The organism is Neosynechococcus sphagnicola sy1, assembly GCF_000775285.1.
Classification (GTDB): Bacteria; Cyanobacteriota; Cyanobacteriia; order Neosynechococcales; family Neosynechococcaceae; genus Neosynechococcus; species Neosynechococcus sphagnicola.
This window is the reverse complement of record NZ_JJML01000001.1, coordinates 95,891-112,785: the sequence shown is the minus strand read 5'-3', so window position 1 is coordinate 112,785 and position 16,895 is coordinate 95,891. Positions and strand designations below refer to the sequence as shown.

Here is a 16,895-nt window from a genome sequence, read left to right as displayed (position 1 = left end):
CATCACTGGGCTCTCATGCCACCACGCTGCTCTCGGGGATTACTTTCTCGGGGCTTTGCCTTGTTCACCCGCAACTGCCGTCCCATCCACTCGGCTCCGTCTAACTCAGAAATCGCTTTGTCTTCATCAGCGTCTACCACCATTTCGACAAAGGCAAAACCCCGCATTCGTCCGGTTTCCCGATCAATTGGCAGTACAACTCGCTTGATGGCACCGTACTCGGCAAAGACGGCTTTGAGATCGTCTTCCGTAGCCTGATAGGACAGATTTCCAATGTAGATAGTCATGAGCGTCAATAGTCTGGAATAAGCGGCACAGAACTCAGTGAGCTTCAAGGTTTTAAGAACTATCAAGGGATATAGTCCAAGCATTGCTTGGTGGCCACAATCAGTTCATTTTCACAACTAAAAGTCAGTAACTATAGATACAGTATTTAGACCTTTACTGAAAATTATCAGAAACCAGCAAACTGAGTAGTCTGGTCATATCATATCCTGAGAGTTTCATAGCAGAAGATCATCTCCATTACAAAAACCAAGGAGATCGATGGATTTTTCTATTGATTTCTGTAAAGGTAAAGCGTGGCGATCTTCAAGCAAATACCGGGCTGGACTTAATCTCAAAGATTTTCTCGACAATCTCTTCGACAACCTTATCGGGCGTAGAGGCTCCTGACGTCACCCCGACCACAATTGCCCCACCCGGCAACCAGTTTTCCATCACTTCTAAGGATTGATTCAGGGGCTTGTGGGCAACCTGGTTCCCTGGACCAATCCGCTCTGAACTATCAATGTGATAGGAGGGAATGCCTCGCTCAATGGCAATTTCTTGCAGGTGGGTGGTGTTGGAAGAATTAAAGCCGCCCACCACCACCATTAAGTCTAAGGATTCTTCCACCAGCATTAACATCGCATCCTGACGTTCCTGGGTAGCATCACAAATGGTATTGAAACTCAGAAAGTGTTGGTTGAGGTTGGTAGGACCATACTTCCGCATCAGCGTATGCTCAAACAATTTACCAATTTGTTCGGTTTCACCTTTGAGCATGGTAGTTTGGTTGGCAATGCCAATCCGCTCTAGATGCTGATCCGGATCGAACCCCTCGGAACAGGCGCCCTGGAATTTGTCCAGAAATGTCTGGCGTTGGCGGAGCCGCTCTTCTGGATCTTCACTCCGCTGCAGGATGTAATTGCAGACGTATTCAGCCTCTTGCAAGTTTAGGATCACTAAATAGGTGCTCGCAAAGGAACTGGTGGCGATGGTTTCTTCGTGATTATACTTGCCGTGAATAATGGAGGTATAGGTGCCTTTTTTATGCTTCTCTACCGTATTCCAAACCTTAGAAACCCAGGGACAGGTGGTATCGACAATGGTGCAACCACGCTCGTGGAGGAGCTGCATTTCTGGAACACTGGCACCAAAGGCTGGCAAAATCACAACATCGCCTCCCGTGACAACGGAGAAGTCCTTATGCCCAGCCTCGACGGGAATAAATTCCACCTGCATCTCTCGCAAGTTTTGATTCACGGAGGGATTATGGATAATTTCGTTGGTAATCCAGATCCGCTGTCCTGGAAACTGCTGGCGGGTTTCATAGGCCATGGCGATCGCCCGTTCTACTCCCCAACAGAAGCCAAAGGACTCTGCCAGTCGAATGGTCACCTCTCCCCGTTGCAGGCGATAGTGGTGGGTGCGAATGTGTTGAATCAGACTACTTTGGTATTCTGACTGCAAAAGGTTTGTGACCTCTGCTTCCCGCCCAAACCCCTTGCGGTGGTAGTTCTCAGAATGGTGTAGGGATCGTTTAAAAGCTTTGGTATCCATCCGCTGATTGTTCCTGAGTGGGTCGCAACCCAGCGTTTTTCGCAGGGTTATGTGGGCTAAGTCTACTCAATCATAAAACGTCTCGCCCGTTTGGGAGCTGCCGGGATTTGCATCCCTGCCATAGATGTTCCGCGACCGAGATCAAAAAATCCTCTGAGACAACTGGCCTCAGAGGATTTCAATGGAGACAAATTCAACTCCTTGGGGCAGGGGTTAAGCCATGTCTATGTCTTGAGCATAAGCTTCTTCCCCATGCTCAGCAAAATCGAGGCCTAGTTGTTCCGCCTCCGGTTTGACTCGGAGACCAATGGTGACATCTAAAAGCTTGAGAATGATAAAGGTGCCCACACCTGCTAGGACGTAGGTGATCAAGACGGCAATAATCTGGGTCACAACTTGACCCGGATTGCCGGACAGCAACCCATCTCCGCCGGCCGCGTTGACTGCCTTGGTGGCAAACACACCGGTCAAGATCGCCCCAACCGTACCGCCAACTCCATGCACTGGGAAGGTATCTAAGGAGTCGTCAAATTGCAGCTTTGCCTTCAAACTCACGGCAAAGAAGCAGGCCGTGGAGGTGATAGCACCAATCAACAGAGCACCAATGGGGGTGACAAAACCACAGGCAGGAGTTACCCCCACCAACCCAGCAACAGCTCCAGTGGCAATGCCCACCGCTGATGGTTTACCCCGAAGCACCCACTCCAGAATGATCCACATCAGGGCAGCGGCAGCAGTAGCGGTATTGGTCGAGACAAAGGCGACCGTTGCCAAGGAACCAGAGGCCAAGGCACTGCCCGCATTAAAGCCAAACCAGCCAAACCACAAGAGCCCAGCCCCCAACAAAATAAAGGGAACATTATCGGGGGGGAGCCGTATTCCCCGGATAGGTTTTGCGAGGGCCAAGCACCCAAGCTGCCACGAGGGCCGACACCCCAGAACTAATGTGGACGACGGTACCACCAGCAAAATCTAGGGCACCCATGACCCCCGTACAAACCTAGGAAGCCACCCTTAGCCCATACCATATGAGCAATGATGCTATAGATGACGGTTGACCAAATGAGGACGAACCAGAAGTAAGCTTTGAAGCTAACCCGCTCGACAATTGCCCCAGAGATCAGAGCGGGGGTGATGATGGCAAACATTGCCTGGTAAATCATGAACGTCTGATGGGGAATCGTGGCAGCGTAGGAGACCACTGCCGCTGGTTCCGTGCCTTTGAGGTAGTCCGTGGTTTCTAACCCCACGCCATTGAGAAACAGCCACTCTAACCCACCAATAAAAGAGCTGCCAGGGGCAAAGGCTAGACTGTACCCCCACAAGATCCAAATTGTCCCCACAATTCCCATGAGGATAAAGCTCATCATCAAGGTGTTGAGGACATTGCGCGATCGCACAAATCCACCATAGAAGAAAGCCAAACCCGGCGTCATAATTAACACCAATGCAGCGCAGATCAACATGAAGGCGGTGTCTCCAGTTGACTGAGCTGCTGCTGCTGCATCGGCTGCGGCCTGCACTGGATCAACGGGTGCGTCGGCTGCGAGTGCCAAACCCATGGGGAAGCTGATGCACATACAAAGTGCGATCGCCCCAATCACTAGAACTTTTTTAACACGTGCTTATTGCCCTTCAGTGCTCAATGAGTTCTATAGAATTAGTTCTACAGATATCTTGTGCATTAGATTTGACCAATTCTTCACACTTGGCTTCTGTATCAGAAAGCACTAAAAATATTTGTCTTGATGATGAAGTTTCTAAATTCAACACCAGACACAACCCGAGAAAGTTGATCAAAATAGGGTTGCCTATTGGGTAAAGCAACCCTTGATTAACCAATCAAACTTCCCTGAAAGCTACATCAGAGAACTTTCTAGCTGATACCTGCGGGTCCAACTCCCGACTCTTTGAGGAATCCACTATAGGCTTCCATACCATGTTCCCCAATGTCTAGTCCCTCCAGCTCTTCTTGAGGTTCGACCCGAATCCCTAGGAAAGCCTTCAGCACCACCCAGAAAATAGTGGACAGCAGTACGGTGATGCCGCCTACTGCCAGAGAACCAATAAACTGATACCAAAGTTGAGTGAAACCACCTCCAAAGAACAGACCCGCCGCCGGGCCTAAACCTTCCCCATAGAGAGGGGTTCCAGGGCCAACCGCAAACAAGCCAACCGCAAGGGTACCCCACACACCATTGACTAAGTGAACAGAGGTAGCTCCCACTGGATCATCGAGCTTGATGCTATCAAAAAAGCCAACTGCAAACACGACCAGAACCCCTCCAATGGCACCAATAACGGCGGCAGACCCAAGACTGACAAAGGCACAGGGAGCGGTAATGGCCACCAGTCCGGCTAGAATCCCATTAATAATCATCGACAGATCAGGTTTTCCTAACACCAACCAGGCAGTAATCGTTGCCGCAACTCCACCAAACGCTGCCGCCGTATTGGTTGTCAGGGCAATATGGGCAATTAAGGAACCATCCCCAACCCCCATCGTTGAGCCGGGGTTAAATCCGAACCAGCCGAGCCAGAGAATGATGCAACCCAGGGTGGCAATGCTCATGTTGTGACCGGGCATGGCATTGGGGCTGCCGTTTGAGCTGTACTTGCCAATCCGGGGGCCAAGGAATGCAGCCCCCATCAAGGCAGACCAACCGCCAACGGCATGAACCACGGTCGATCCAGCAAAATCCCACATGCCCAACTTGGCGAGCCAACCTCCCCCCCAAATCCAGTGGCCAGTGATGGGGTAGGCAATACCCACTAACAGCAAGCTGAAGATCAAAAAGTCAACGAACTTAATCCGTTCCGCAACTGCTCCAGAAACGATGGTGGCAGCGGTGCCAGCAAACACCAATTGGAAGAAGAATTTGGCATTCAGCGGCACACCCGTCCAGCTAATGGCACTGTAGACACCTTGGTAGGCATCCCCCGTAGCAGGACTGTTGTCAGCTCCTGATAGGAAGAATAAACCCTGGGTGCCAATCCAGGGTGTGCCATCCCCGAACATCAGTCCCCAACCAATTACCCAGAAGGCAATCGTCGAGAGCGCGAACACAATCAGGTTTTTGGCCAGGACGTTAACGGCATTTTTCTGGCGACAGAAACCCGTTTCTAACATGCAGAAGCCAGCATTCATAAAGAACACCAGCATGGCAGTGATCATTACCCACATGGTGTCAAGGCCCACTTTTAGCCCGTTGGCCGTCTCATTCACCGATTCAATGGTTAGCTGTACAGTCTCAACCGGTGCTTGAGCCACCGCCGCATAGCCCCATCCCAACAGGATCAGTAAACCGAGGGGAATGCAAGCTTGCCAGCTCGGAGTTAAGCGCTCGGCATACCAACGGGGCGACAGCCACTGACTATCCCAACGTAAGGACGTCTGCCGACTTCGGCGCTTGGGTGAATTTTTTCTGAGTGTTTGATTCAACATCGCTAACAAATGATCCCTGATTCAGTTAAGTACATCCAACGGCTGTGTGATGGAGTAATCCGGTTCAACTCAGTCTGGCCACAAAGTCCAAAAAAGAACCCTGGCTTTTAAGCTCAACTCATCACCCGCAAGCCAGTCATCGTCGCAACTGTTTAGGCTGATTAACTTTGATGAGCCTTTTTGTTTAGATAGAGAAAATTAATCACGCTTCAGAATGATTGCATCAATTCTGAAGACTGTGATTCTGTATCAGTAGCTACGTTTTTTTGTTTTGCCAGGGAGGTCTGGCGCTGGAAATCCCCAAGTTTGGATCAGACTGGCCTGCTGAGTGCTGAGATTAGTCTGTTGATCAACCCCGATAAGTTCTGTCGTATCTAGCAATCTGTCAACTTTGAGTGGATGGTGAAAGAAGTTTACAGATGGTTATTTTTTCATGGGTTGATAATCCATCAAAAAATTCTTGGTAGACCATTAGAGATTATCGGGCTTGTGACGTCGCGACTCCATCCAGATAGGAACTAAGATCCAGGCAACAACAAGCAGCAATGCCAGGGCGGCAAATTTAGCCACCCAGGCAACTAATTCATCTAGGGGTATCAAATGCCCGACCAAAAAAGCCAGGGTCACCATGACCGTCGCCCAGATGGCTGCCCCAGCCGTGTTGCACAGCAGAAATTGGAAATAGGGCATTCGGGCAATTCCAGCCAAAGGACCCGCGAAAATGCGCAATAGGGCAACAAACCGCCCGAGAAAGACAGCCTTGGCAGCATTTTGACTGAATTGAGTTTTTGCTTGGTCTAGCTGAGATTCTGAAATCCGAAAGAAGCCACCGAGGCGCAGGAGAAACGGCCAGCCCGCATAGCGTCCAATCCAGTACCCACAGTTATCTCCCAGCACCGCTCCTGCGATCGCAACCACTAGCACCCAGGGATAATTCAACTCTCCGCTGCCCGCTAAAAACCCCCCCACGAGGGTTATGGTCTCGCCAGGGAGGGGAATGCCTGCATTCTCAAGTAGGATGCCTAGGAAAACAGCCCAGTAGCCATATTGATGGGCAAGTTCCTGGATTGTCTCCAGGGAGAAAAATTCCAAAGACATGCAAACCTTATAAAAATTAATACTGAATCTGATCTTGACGGCTTCAGGAAGGGGATGTCAATTGCCATCACGAACCAAGACCCGCAGAACTGAGTCGAGGAAACCGAGGTAAATCTACTTCCGTAGAGCGGCGACTTCTAACGGCCAGACGGTAACTGACACTCTGTAACTCCGAATGCAGTCGCCGATTTTCTCGCTGGAGCAGGGAAATTCTTTCCTTGACCACTTGCATCCGCTCCGTGAATTTGCGGCGGTAGATTTGGGGGAATTCCTGAATCACCTGCTCTAGCATTTGGCATCGCTCTGTGAGTTCCTGAACCGACTGCCGTAGCTGGTAAATCTCGCCGTTGTTGGGGGCTGTGACCTGCTCCTGGATAGCTGGGCCATCATGATCAGCTTCTCCAGAGCGGCAGGAACCGGTCATAAACTGGGAATTTCCCTTCACCATGCGGAACAGTTCTTGAGATAACTGCTGCACCAGCTGATCTCGGATTTGCAACTCCTCCTGGAGGTAGGCAATTTCTGCCAGCTGATCTGGAAAGTTTGGAGTGGTAATTTCAGTCACGCTCCCATCGCTCCCTAAGTAGTGCCCTGAAGCTTCCAACCTGGTATGTTTTACCGTGTCAAGGGGCAACAATTCAGGGTTTGCTCAGAACTGATGCAGCTAATCTACCACTTGTAACGTCCCATGACACCGATCGTTACACCGATGACAGGAGGGCGATTGCCGAGGATGAGGGATTAGCCATGTTGAGCCTTTAAAACAAAGGTGACCCGGAGTCCACGCCTATTGCAAGCATCCTGTATTGCTGCTACCTTCCGGTCCTGACAAAGTTTAGGCGTTGTAATCGCATAGATCCGAGCCACTCAAAGCATAACATGGCCTATCGATCGCTGCTGGGAGAAATCTCAGCAGATCACTTGGCGGCTGAGCCTGGGGAAGCCTTGACCTGGGGAGATCTTGCAGAGAACAACCCCAGCTTTCGCCCGGAGAGACTTTGAAAATAAGCCCCCCCACGGTTAACCAAAACAGTCCATAGGCCAGTGCTTGCAACAGGTACAGGTGCTGTGTATATCCCACCAGGGTATGGAGAATGATGCCGGGAAATTGGCGGTCTGGGAGTACAGCCGAAGTATCCCAAACCTGGGGGCCGAGAATGCAGGCAGCATTGTCTCTGGGGCGATCGCCCCAGAGACACCAGGCATCAGACCCCTGGAGTAGTTGAGAAGCCTGGAGCAGGGTCTGATCGAGATGGCGGAGCATGGAAATTACCAACCCCCCAATAATCAGCAGCAGAAAAACGCCCATGACCTGAAAAAACAAGCGGAGATTAATTTTGACACCGAGTTGAAACAGGAGGATACCGATGCCCACCGCCACCGCTAAACCACCCAAGGCTCCAAGAATCGGAAGGATACCTTCCTGGAATTGAGCGGCGATAAACACAACTGTCTCAAACCCTTCCCGGAGAACGGCGGTGCCGACAAGACCCAAAATTCCCCAGCCCGCCTGCTGGTGCTGCTGCAGGGCTGAGTCAACAACGGCCTCCACCTCCGCTTGCATTTGCCGCGCCTGTTGTGTCATCCAGATCAACATCCAACTCAGGAGGGCGATCGCCACCCCCTCGAATAGGGTTTTGAGCAGTAGTTGGAGTACAAGGGCATCGGGCTGATTGCCATTTCCCAATCGCTGCATCAGCCCCAGAAACAACACTCCCACCAACACACTGCCCAGGATCCCGATGCCGATGCCGCCATAGACCCAAGGGTACAAGCGACGTTGATTGGCTTTTTGCAGATAGGCGAGGACAATGCCCACCACCAGAGCCGCTTCCACCCCCTCCCGTAGGGTAATCAGAAACGTGGGTAAAACAGCACTGAAATTCATAGGGATAGTGGGGATGAGGGGGTTCCAAACAAAAAAAGGGGTTAAGTACCCCTTTTCTAACTCTTTTCTAACATCAAGTCCCATGACTTAGCAGACTTCAAACCCAACTGTCACCCCAGAAGCAGTTCGGTAACAGTGGTCGTCAAAGCTTTGCAAGTGGATCTAAAAATTAGCCGACCGCAGGTTCAATTCGGGCATAAAATGTCCCGCGAATTTTCACATCCAGGGGCTTCTTAGAACCCATGTCTGTCTCAGAGGGCTGGGTGCTTTCAAAGATACCGGCAATTTCTCCGGTTGCACTATTGACCTTGGCAATTTGCAGGGAGATTTTGCCCTTACCAATATCAAACTGCTTGATATTCTCACGGGTGAGCTCTGCATCATCTGTTCCGGGTAGCGCCACGGCGGATTCGTAGCCAGCCGAAAGACCCCGACCTTTTGGATCGAGGAAGTTGGAGGTGCGATAGGAGGGGACGCGGAATTCGCCTTCGAAATCAGTGGCGGTGCTGATGGTATCTAAACCGGGCTGGGTGGTTGCCACCAGACCCTTAATGGTGAAGAGGAAGGGAACCCGTTCCCCACCGGGCAGTTGCACTGTAATTGCTTGAAAATCAAAGCCATCTTCTTCTGTGAAGGTGAGGCTACCATCGGCGTTAGGGGTCAAAGACCCTTGAACTGATTCAATGGTGGAGGTCAACCGGGTCATCAGCCTCGTCGGGACAAACTCAGCCTGTTGGCGTTTATTCACCGATTCTTCTTTGACCAAAATTTCTGATGGCTGCAGGCACAAGCTGTTCAGGACATAGGATTGACCCTTATCAATGGGGATGGCAGTCCGCAGGGTGGCCTCCAACTGGGGGCAGTTGTTAGCCAGACCTGTGCCTCTAATCTGGTCGTAAGTTAGGGGAACATTCTTCGCATCAGCAGTACCTGCGAACAAGGTACAAAACCCTAAGCAAAATGCCAAAAATGCAGTGATGAAAGCGCGATACCTCATGATTAACCTCAAAATATGAATATAAATTCCCTGCCAGCACAACCCGTTATCTACCTCCAGAGAGCCAGATATCTTCAACCTCCTGATGCTGGAGAAGATTTACCTCAGACAAGCTGATCCAACTTCAGGGCAGGGGAATGCGATCGCCAGGGAGACTTGCTGAACCGCTCCCAGGTTGAATAAAAGCGTTTTGATTTCTGGAATGGTTCGACCAAGACCTCATCCAGCATTTTACAAAAAAATGACTCGAATACTTTTTATCTGCCAGATCCATCTGGAAGAATCTTGAGCGGTAGGGTGAGGTTGGGGGGTGAAGCAGCTGTATGACACTGAGTTCACCCTGGGGTTGAAGCAGCTTTTAGCATCTAAGCTTTGGCAGCTTTAGGGGCATCCGATACTGCCGTCAAGGGCGTTTTGCCATTTTTACCATGGACTCCGTTGCGGGGTTGGATGACACCGTAGCCGCCATGATTGCGTTCATAGATGACATTAATTTCCCCCGTCTCCATATTACGGAACATGTAGAAGTCATGGTCAACCAGCTCCAACTGTTCGAGGGCTTCTTCCAAGCTCATGGGAGGCATCGCGAAATATTTAGTCCGAACCACCTCTGAGGGTAACTCGGGGGTGCGATCGCCGATCAGAGTCGCATCGACCGTCCGTTGCTCCACCACCTCGCCTGTCTTAGCAGCAAGTTTCTTGCCGTTGCGTTTCTCCTTGTACTTGCGAAGTTGCCGGGAAATCTTGTCGGCGACCAGATCAATGCTGGCATAAAGGTTCTCGCTGCTCTCCTCGGCACGGATGACGCTACCATTTGCGTAAATGGTAACCTCAGCTGTTTGCTTGGGGTTAATGCGAGGATTGCGAGCGACGGACAGATGCACATCGACCTCCGTCGTCAGGTTTTGGAAGTGGTTGACGGCTTTCTCAATTTTCTGATGGACATACTCACGGATGGCATCGGTGATTTCAATGTTTTTGCCTTGGATAACCAGCTTCATTTAGTTGCCTCCCCTCAAACACTGAGTGATACCTTCACCCTAGCACTTTGTGTTTTGCACGACAGACCCCTTTAAAATCATTTGCATCCGTTGATAATTCTTGATTATAGGTCTGGAATTACTGACAAAGTTGGGCTAAATCTCGCTTGTATTTGCGGTAGTGTCTACTTTTTTTGACTCCTCTGAACCCCCGTGGCATCGTTGTTACCTCAGTACCCCCGGTCTGATTCCCTACCCGATCGCTTGGAGCTGGCAGCAGTATCTCGTGGCTCAACGGCGACAGCATCCGGAACTGGCGGATGTGCTGCTACTGCTAGAGCATCCGTCAGTGTATACCCTAGGACAGGGAGCGAGTCTCGATTTCTTGAAATTTGATCCAACCCAGTCATCGGAGACAGTGGTGCGGGTAGAGCGGGGGGGTAGAAGTTACCTATCACACCCCTGGACAGCTCGTAGGCTATCCGATCCTCAACCTCAACCGTTACCAGCAAGATCTGCACTGGTACCTGCGGCAGTTAGAGGCAGTCGTGATCAAAGTTCTGTCCCAGTTTGGGCTCAAGGGGAATCGCATTCCAGGGTTGACGGGGGTTTGGTTCGAAGGTTACAAAGTTGCGGCCATTGGCATTAAGGTCAGCCGTTGGATCACGATGCATGGCTTTGCTCTCAATGTCTGTCCTGACATGAGCGGGTTTCAGTGGATTGTGCCCTGTGGCTTGGTGAATCAGCCCGTCGGCAGCTTAGCGCAGTTCCTCCCAGGGATCACGGTGGCTGAGGTAATGCCAGCGGTGATCACAGCCTTTGCCGACGTGTTTGCGGTGTCAATGGTCGCCGCTCCCTCTGACCTATTGACTGCTGCGGGCGTAGTAGAACCCTGCAATCACTGAGAGCAGATACAGCAGCACACCGATGGCAAAACAAAGACTTCCAAGCAGTAGATCCTGTTCTAGGAGGTGGAGTTGCCCCAGGAGATAGTTCCAGTCATGGGTGACATTTTCGCCACCCAGCAGGGGCAGTGCCTGGAGCCGTGCATCTTTGATGTAAACCGAGACATCCATAAAGTTCTGAGCCGTCCAAAAGAGGGCGACAGCGGACGCAAAATGCTGACGGTGGATCAAAAAGTAACCTGTAAACATCAGTGGCAGGAGAATCTGCGTCAGGGAGCCACCCAGAAAATAGAGAAATTCACCGCCCAGGATAAACAGGACGTGTCCCCCTTCATGAATGAATAAATTCACCCCATGGAGAAACTGAAACGGGCCATCATAGCTCGGGTTCCAGGCTCCCATGAAACCATAGATCGCCAGCACCAGCATGAATACCAGTTTGGTGGGGTCAGGTCGAGTGTCGGTGGAGACGGCAAGTCCCCAGCGTTGCAGGTGCGATCGCCCTTGGGTTAACCACTGCGGCTCTGACGGCATTGAGGAAGGGGGCAGGAGGGCAATCCGCTCTGCCCATGGGGGTGCCTTACCCTGGATCTGTCGCCCCTGGATCTCGGCAATCTTCAGGGTGGGAATTTGGAGGTGTGTCAGCCCCCGGTGGACAAAGGCCACCCCGGAGCGTTGGTCAGGTACCTGATCTGCCTCCAGAATCACTTGCAGTTCCTCGCCTTGGTAACGAACGTGAGCCTTGACCCCCTGGGGTTGCAGCACCCGGTTCATCAATTGGGCGATCGCGGCAGCATCGCCCTGTTTCGCCTGTTGTCGGAGGTCTGGCTGCATCATAAGCCGCAGCTTTTCCCTTAATCTGGAAATATTACAGGCACTACGCTATCACACCCCAATCAGAGAAACGGGGGGGTGGCGATCAAATCCTGGAAGGGAGACTGCCCTGCACTGGCAATTCAGCATTCGGGAGGATGAAAATGGAGGATGAATTAAGGTGGACAGCCGCCGCCCAAGCCAAGATGAAAAATATTCCTTTTTTTGTGCGGACTCAGGCGCGGTTACGGATCGAGCAACTGGCACGGGAGTCGGATGGCATTGTGACAGCGGCGTTGGTGGAGCAAGCGCGACTGGAATTTGGCCAATGAGGAAGGAGGCACTCTCTAACTCTCCTTTGTCATCGCCAATTGTACCGCCCGTTGGCTGACGGCTTGATAAATCTTGCGCAGCTGTTCCATCACCGTCTGAGTAGCGATGGGGATGGGAACTGCGTTCCCGGTGATCTCTGGCTTCAGGGGGATGCTTCCCAGGACATCAAGCACTGTTTCAGGGGTGGGTGGCGGCGCTATGACCACCAGAGATGATTCCAGCTGCTGGTCATAGCGCCAAAAGTCTGCCAGATGCCAAGGGGGGGCAACCGCTGGCGTCGGGGAGGCTGCGATCGCGGGGGATTCGGGGTTGGCAAGACTGCGTAGCTGCCGCAGGGCTTCAATAATCTGGTCCTTGGTACGTCCCCGCAATTGGAACAGCACAAAGGGATCTTCACTGAAGCGATCGCCCAACAGATAGTAAACCGCGCCAATGTGCTTGCAGGGGTTGGCCTGATCGGGACAGGAGCACTTACTGTGAATTTCGGTCAGGGAAAAGGGAAATAGACTCAGCCCATTGGCTGCAAAAACGGCTTCAATGTTCTGGGGCATCTCCCCTGCTAGGAGCTTGGCCGAAAAAATCGCCTCCTGCCCCATGGTCTCAATCACATAGTTCCATTGCTCATTGGTAAAGGTATCCAGCCATAGGGACACCTGGTATTCAGGGTGTTCCCGCCCCCTGACCGTAGCCAGCACCTTGGCTCCCTGGAACTCAATGCCCAGAACATTCCCCTGTCTGGCGTAGTCACGGGCACGTTCAAGGCGCTTCTTAAAGCGATACCGAGCCAGCAGATCCAGCCATGCCTGTACCCACCATTCAGGGTTTGTCGATTGGTCGTAATGGTTCATCCTTTCTCCTCATCAATCACGGCACTGCGATCGAGCAATAAGAGCTGACGCAGTTGGTCAGTGTTTAATTCGGTGAGCCAGTCTTCTCCGGTGCCAATGACTTGTGCTGCCAATGCCTTCTTGCTTTCAATCAGATCATGAATCCGTTCCTCCAGGGTGCCGGTACACACAAACTTATGTACCTGTACATTTCGGGTTTGACCAATCCGGAAGACACGGTCAGTGGCCTGGTTCTCCACTGCCGGATTCCACCAGCGGTCAAAGTGAAACACATGGTTGGCGCGGGTGAGGTTGAGTCCCACCCCCCCAGCTTTCAAGGACAGGATAAAGAGTCTAGGCCCTTGGGGGTCGTGCTGGAAGCGATCGACCATCTCTTCTCGCTGTTTTTTGGAGCTGCCACCGTAGAGGAAGAGGGTGTCCCGATCGAAATGCTCCGCCAGGTAGACTTTCAGCAGCTTTCCCCATTCGGCAAATTGGGTGAAAATCAAGGCGCGATCGCCCTCGGCCAAGACCTCTTCCAGCATTTCTGCCAGACGTTGGAGCTTGCCAGAACGGAGGGGAGCCCCTACGGTTTTTTCCTGCAAAAATTGAGCGGGGTGATTGCAGATTTGCTTCAGCTTCACCAGCAGTCCCAGGATTAGCCCGCGTCGCTGAATGCCCTCGGCGGAGTCAATCTGGCGCAAAGACTGCTCAACCATTTGCTGGTAGAGTTGGGCTTGTTCAGTGGAAAGGCCACAGAAAACCGCCATTTCCTGCTTGTCCGGCAGGTCTTGAATAATCTCCCGATCGGTTTTGAGGCGGCGCAAAATAAAGGGTTGAACCAGCGATCGCAGGGTTTGTAAGGATGCGGTGTCCCCGTAACGCTCAATGGGAGTGGCAAAGCGGCGTTGAAAGAAATTACGAGGCCCCAAATACCCAGGATTGAGAAAATCTAAAATCGACCACAACTCCGAGAGGCGATTTTCCACGGGAGTGCCGGTGAGGGCCACTCGAAAGCCGCAGGAGAGTTGGCGCACGGCCTGTGCCTGCTTGGCCTCGGGGTTCTTAATGTTTTGGGCTTCGTCCAAAATCAGCCCTTGCCAGGTGACACTTTGCAGCTCTTTGAGGTCACGGGGCACTAAGGCATAGCTGGTAATCACCAAATCTCGGTTCTGCACCGCCTTGGTAAAGGTTTTGCTCTTCGCCCGCTTGTCGCCGTGGTGTACCAGGGTTTTCAGGGTGGGGGCAAACTTACGGACTTCGCGCTCCCAGTTCCCCAACACGGAGGTGGGACAGATCAGTAGGGTGGGTTGTTCCTGGGGGTGTTGTTCCTGGAGATACAACAGAAAGGCAATGGTTTCAATGGTTTTGCCCAACCCCATGTCATCGGCGAGACAGGCTCCCAGACCCCAGCGTTCCAAAAAGGCTAACCAACCCACCCCCTTGGCCTGGTAGGGGCGGAGCTCACCCCGGAAGTGCTGCGGGGGGGGCATCTCTGCGATCGCTTGGTTATCCGTTAAGGTCGTGAGCAGCTCCTGGACGACCCCGGAGGCGGCGAAACTGACCACGGGCAACTTTTCAATCACCTGGGTATCCCCCGTACTGATTCGCAGCACCTCTTCCAAGGACAGCGATCTCTGATGCTGACGACTGTCAAAAAAAAGCCTGGGCCGCTCGGATATCCTGGGGTCGTAGTTCCACCCATTCACCGCGAATCTCCACCAAGGGCGTTTTCAAGGCCACCAGCTGATCAAACTCGGCCTTGGAAAGACTGTGTCCGGCGAGGCATAACTCCCACTGGAAATTCAAGAGGCTCTGGAGTCCTAAGCGTTGGGTGGCCTGGGGACTGAAGGACTCAGCCTTGATCTTCAGCCCTAAGCGGTTTGCACCCCGCTCCTGATTGACTAAACTAGGCGGCAGAATCACCCCAAAGCCACTATCCTGTAACCGCCAGACAACCGCCTTGATAAACTCATAGACCTGGGAGGGATTGAGCCGGCACCCTTGGGGTCGCTGGGTTTTTAAACTTGGTTCAATGGGCGGAAACAGTCGGGAAGCTAACCCCAGACCCATGAGGAGTGTTTCTTGGGGATGCTCAATCCGTCGCCCCTGGTAGGTGAGCTGCTCCACCGGGTGATTCCAGATCGTGGTGGCACGCACCAGCATCTCTGGATCATCTGCTGCTTGCAAAGAGTACTCCAGGGTCCAGTCATCGGATGGGCTCCCCCCCCACGTCTGTGGGGGGCGGATGCAGGACAAAGCAGGCGCGAAATTGGTGGTGCTGGTTGGTCTGGAGGGGCGCAATCCAGGTGGTGAGGACGGTTTGCAAGGGGCAGAGGGTCTGGGTTTCTAGGCGCAGTTCCCCCGTGGGGGTTCCCAACGCCAGCAGCCATTGTTGCGCTAGACTGCGGCCTCCTGCTTTTGTGGGTAAACTCGGGGTCGGCAGATCGGCAACCACCGCTCGCACCTGGGTTTCGATCACCGATCGGAGAAAGGCAAGGAGCAGGGTATGGGGATCACAGATGAGTTCAATTGCCAAGGAACCCTCCCCCCGTCTCCATGGCAGATTGATAGGTACGGCAACTGACGGGCATCAGCCGTGCAAAACTATGGAGGCGGGCTTGATCCACCGCACTATCGAGCAGGGGTTGCCAACGGGCTACTGCGGTGTGGTTGTTGTCCCCTGGTTCCAGAAGTGGCAACACCTTTGCCCGTGCCAGCAAGTCCAGCCCCCACCGAGCCACGTGGGACCAGAATCGCAGATCCGTGCCCCAACCTGTTGCGTCTGGGGTCACAGCTCCGAGGGGCAGGCCATGGAGAAATTGCAGGGCAGTCAATGGCTCTAGACACAGTCCGAAGACTTGCCAAAGGTGGAGATAGGTATCCTCAGGCCATTCGGCAGTCGCGATCGCCGAATGAATCGGGACGGCGAGCAGATCCGAGCGAACTCGAGTCTTGATCTGGGGCATTTCCGTTGGTAAAGCCACAATTTGGTGGCCAGGGGGGTAGGGAAGATTGGGGTTGTTGGTGCAATTGCAACCAGTCGGTTAACTCTAGAACCGTCATCGCAAAGGGATGGGGCTGCACCGTATCGGGGATCGGGGTGGGCATGACTCTGCGCCAGGTTTCCCCCCAGAGGAATAGATAGCCCTGTGCCACCCAATTGCCATGTACAACTGCCATGCAAACATCTCACACGAAATTAAAACGTAGTCAAAGTCACCCTAAGTTCCTCATGGAACTGGGATGAACGGTGGGGGGATCTGGCAACCCAGCCCATAAGCCTGTCATGGCTATCGCCATAGCCCCTGAGCCTTTCTACGCCGGAATGCCACACCGCAGCCTTAGATGCAGGTTCAGAGGATGGGGGAAAAGCAGACTGCTGTCGTTAACGCCACCCGCTGTCAATGGATGTGTCCTCAGCCACCGCTGCCTCACCAGCGATCGCAAGAGCGATGTCGGTTGCGACCGCCGATGTTGCAAGCATCCTGGCAAGGCAAATACGTCAATAATGGGCAATCTGGGACTGTAGCGGCGATCTCGCACTGAATTCAGATCCAATCACTTATGAGGCTAATTTGATGCCGACAGAGAACTCAGCGTCCAACTGCCATACCATCGCTTGGGGGATGAACTTGCGGCCAGAATCACTGGCTTGAAGACATTGAAAACTGGGAGTGATATCCAGATTTAACTGAAAATATTGACTTACCCGCCTTCCCCTACCCATGGGACTCATAAGACTGGATCAGGTAGCTCCAAAATTAGCCCCCCTCGACTGATCC

At 52.6% G+C, this 16,895-nt stretch carries 16 protein-coding genes, 1 other RNA gene and 3 pseudogenes; 3 read left to right on the top strand and 17 right to left on the bottom strand.

The annotated features are described in order from the left end of the window. Positions 1 to 2: 2 nt before the first annotated feature. The 10 genes and pseudogenes from DO97_RS00555 to hpf form a co-directional block, all read right to left on the bottom strand. Positions 3 to 287 carry an RNA recognition motif domain-containing protein gene (locus DO97_RS00555; protein ID WP_036530258.1) on the bottom strand — a complete coding sequence of 95 codons (285 nt, stop codon included), beginning with the start codon at positions 285 to 287 and terminating at the stop codon, positions 3 to 5. Positions 288 to 591: 304 nt separating this feature from the next. Further along, complete coding sequence (locus DO97_RS00550) at positions 592 to 1,824, bottom strand: 4-hydroxy-3-methylbut-2-enyl diphosphate reductase (RefSeq protein ID WP_036530257.1); 1,233 nt, start codon at positions 1,822 to 1,824, stop codon at positions 592 to 594. Positions 1,825 to 2,037: 213 nt separating this feature from the next. Further along, positions 2,038 to 3,386 (bottom strand): annotated as a pseudogene (locus DO97_RS30515) (ammonium transporter). A gap of 314 nt (positions 3,387 to 3,700) precedes the next feature. After that, positions 3,701 to 5,269 (bottom strand): ammonium transporter, encoded by a 1,569-nt coding sequence (locus DO97_RS00540; protein ID WP_036530249.1) that lies wholly within the window; start codon positions 5,267 to 5,269, stop codon positions 3,701 to 3,703. Positions 5,270 to 5,740: 471 nt separating this feature from the next. After that, complete coding sequence (locus DO97_RS00535; RefSeq protein WP_036530246.1) at positions 5,741 to 6,367, bottom strand: DedA family protein; 627 nt, start codon at positions 6,365 to 6,367, stop codon at positions 5,741 to 5,743. A 67-nt stretch (positions 6,368 to 6,434) separates the two neighbouring features. Further along, complete coding sequence (locus DO97_RS00530; protein ID WP_052128197.1) at positions 6,435 to 6,932, bottom strand: Npun_F5560 family protein; 498 nt, start codon at positions 6,930 to 6,932, stop codon at positions 6,435 to 6,437. Between the two features lie 203 nt (positions 6,933 to 7,135). Beyond that, an RNA gene (gene ffs / locus DO97_RS21690) (signal recognition particle sRNA small type) lies at positions 7,136 to 7,232 on the bottom strand. Positions 7,233 to 7,364: 132 nt separating this feature from the next. Then, a pseudogene (locus DO97_RS00525) lies at positions 7,365 to 8,255 on the bottom strand (FTR1 family iron permease); the annotation flags it as partial. Positions 8,256 to 8,424: 169 nt separating this feature from the next. Further along, the gene (gene psbO, locus DO97_RS00520) at positions 8,425 to 9,252 is read right to left on the bottom strand and encodes a photosystem II manganese-stabilizing polypeptide (RefSeq protein WP_036530244.1); all 828 of its coding nucleotides are present in this window, start codon (positions 9,250 to 9,252) and stop codon (positions 8,425 to 8,427) included. A 365-nt stretch (positions 9,253 to 9,617) separates the two neighbouring features. Beyond that, entirely contained in the window at positions 9,618 to 10,253 is a 636-nt protein-coding gene (hpf, locus tag DO97_RS00515; RefSeq protein ID WP_036530239.1) for a ribosome hibernation-promoting factor, HPF/YfiA family, read from the bottom strand. Between the two features lie 160 nt (positions 10,254 to 10,413). On the opposite strand from hpf, the pseudogene lipB reads away from it, so the two are divergent. Next, positions 10,414 to 11,137: pseudogene (gene lipB, locus DO97_RS30510) on the top strand (lipoyl(octanoyl) transferase LipB). Here lipB and DO97_RS20395 read toward each other — a convergent pair. Then, complete coding sequence (locus tag DO97_RS20395) at positions 11,096 to 11,974, bottom strand: nucleotidyl cyclase domain-containing protein (RefSeq protein ID WP_052128195.1); 879 nt, start codon at positions 11,972 to 11,974, stop codon at positions 11,096 to 11,098. The pseudogene lipB and the gene DO97_RS20395 overlap by 42 nt on opposite strands. 134 nt (positions 11,975 to 12,108) lie before the next feature. Here DO97_RS20395 and DO97_RS00500 point away from each other — a divergent pair, with 134 nt between their 5' ends. Beyond that, positions 12,109 to 12,282 (top strand): PCP reductase family protein, encoded by a 174-nt coding sequence (locus tag DO97_RS00500; RefSeq protein ID WP_036530236.1) that lies wholly within the window; start codon positions 12,109 to 12,111, stop codon positions 12,280 to 12,282. 15 nt (positions 12,283 to 12,297) lie between these two features. Here DO97_RS00500 and DO97_RS00495 read toward each other — a convergent pair whose 3' ends face one another. The 6 genes from DO97_RS00495 to DO97_RS24735 are packed head-to-tail and all read right to left on the bottom strand — an operon-like array spanning position 12,298 to position 16,293. Continuing rightward, positions 12,298 to 13,131: an SWIM zinc finger family protein gene (locus DO97_RS00495; RefSeq protein ID WP_036530233.1), complete on the bottom strand. Its 834-nt coding sequence runs from the start codon at positions 13,129 to 13,131 to the stop codon at positions 12,298 to 12,300. Further along, complete coding sequence (locus DO97_RS25605) at positions 13,128 to 14,819, bottom strand: DEAD/DEAH box helicase (protein ID WP_239651328.1); 1,692 nt, start codon at positions 14,817 to 14,819, stop codon at positions 13,128 to 13,130. Before DO97_RS25605 ends, DO97_RS00495 begins: the two co-directional genes overlap by 4 nt. Beyond that, entirely contained in the window at positions 14,764 to 15,300 is a 537-nt protein-coding gene (locus DO97_RS25600; protein ID WP_239651327.1) for an SNF2 helicase-associated domain-containing protein, read from the bottom strand. The genes DO97_RS25605 and DO97_RS25600 overlap by 56 nt, the downstream gene beginning before the upstream one ends. 19 nt (positions 15,301 to 15,319) lie before the next feature. Next, on the bottom strand, positions 15,320 to 15,649 hold the full coding sequence (locus tag DO97_RS25595) for a hypothetical protein (RefSeq protein ID WP_239651326.1): 330 nt from the start codon (positions 15,647 to 15,649) through the stop codon (positions 15,320 to 15,322). Next, complete coding sequence (locus tag DO97_RS25590) at positions 15,639 to 16,097, bottom strand: hypothetical protein (protein ID WP_239651325.1); 459 nt, start codon at positions 16,095 to 16,097, stop codon at positions 15,639 to 15,641. The genes DO97_RS25595 and DO97_RS25590 overlap by 11 nt, the downstream gene beginning before the upstream one ends. After that, the gene (locus DO97_RS24735; protein WP_204368405.1) at positions 15,997 to 16,293 is read right to left on the bottom strand and encodes a hypothetical protein; all 297 of its coding nucleotides are present in this window, start codon (positions 16,291 to 16,293) and stop codon (positions 15,997 to 15,999) included. The genes DO97_RS25590 and DO97_RS24735 overlap by 101 nt, the downstream gene beginning before the upstream one ends. Before the next feature lie 180 nt (positions 16,294 to 16,473). On the opposite strand from DO97_RS24735, the gene DO97_RS23515 reads away from it, so the two are divergent. After that, on the top strand, positions 16,474 to 16,659 hold the full coding sequence (locus tag DO97_RS23515) for a hypothetical protein (RefSeq protein WP_156120366.1): 186 nt from the start codon (positions 16,474 to 16,476) through the stop codon (positions 16,657 to 16,659). The last annotated feature ends 236 nt before the right edge of the window (positions 16,660 to 16,895 follow it).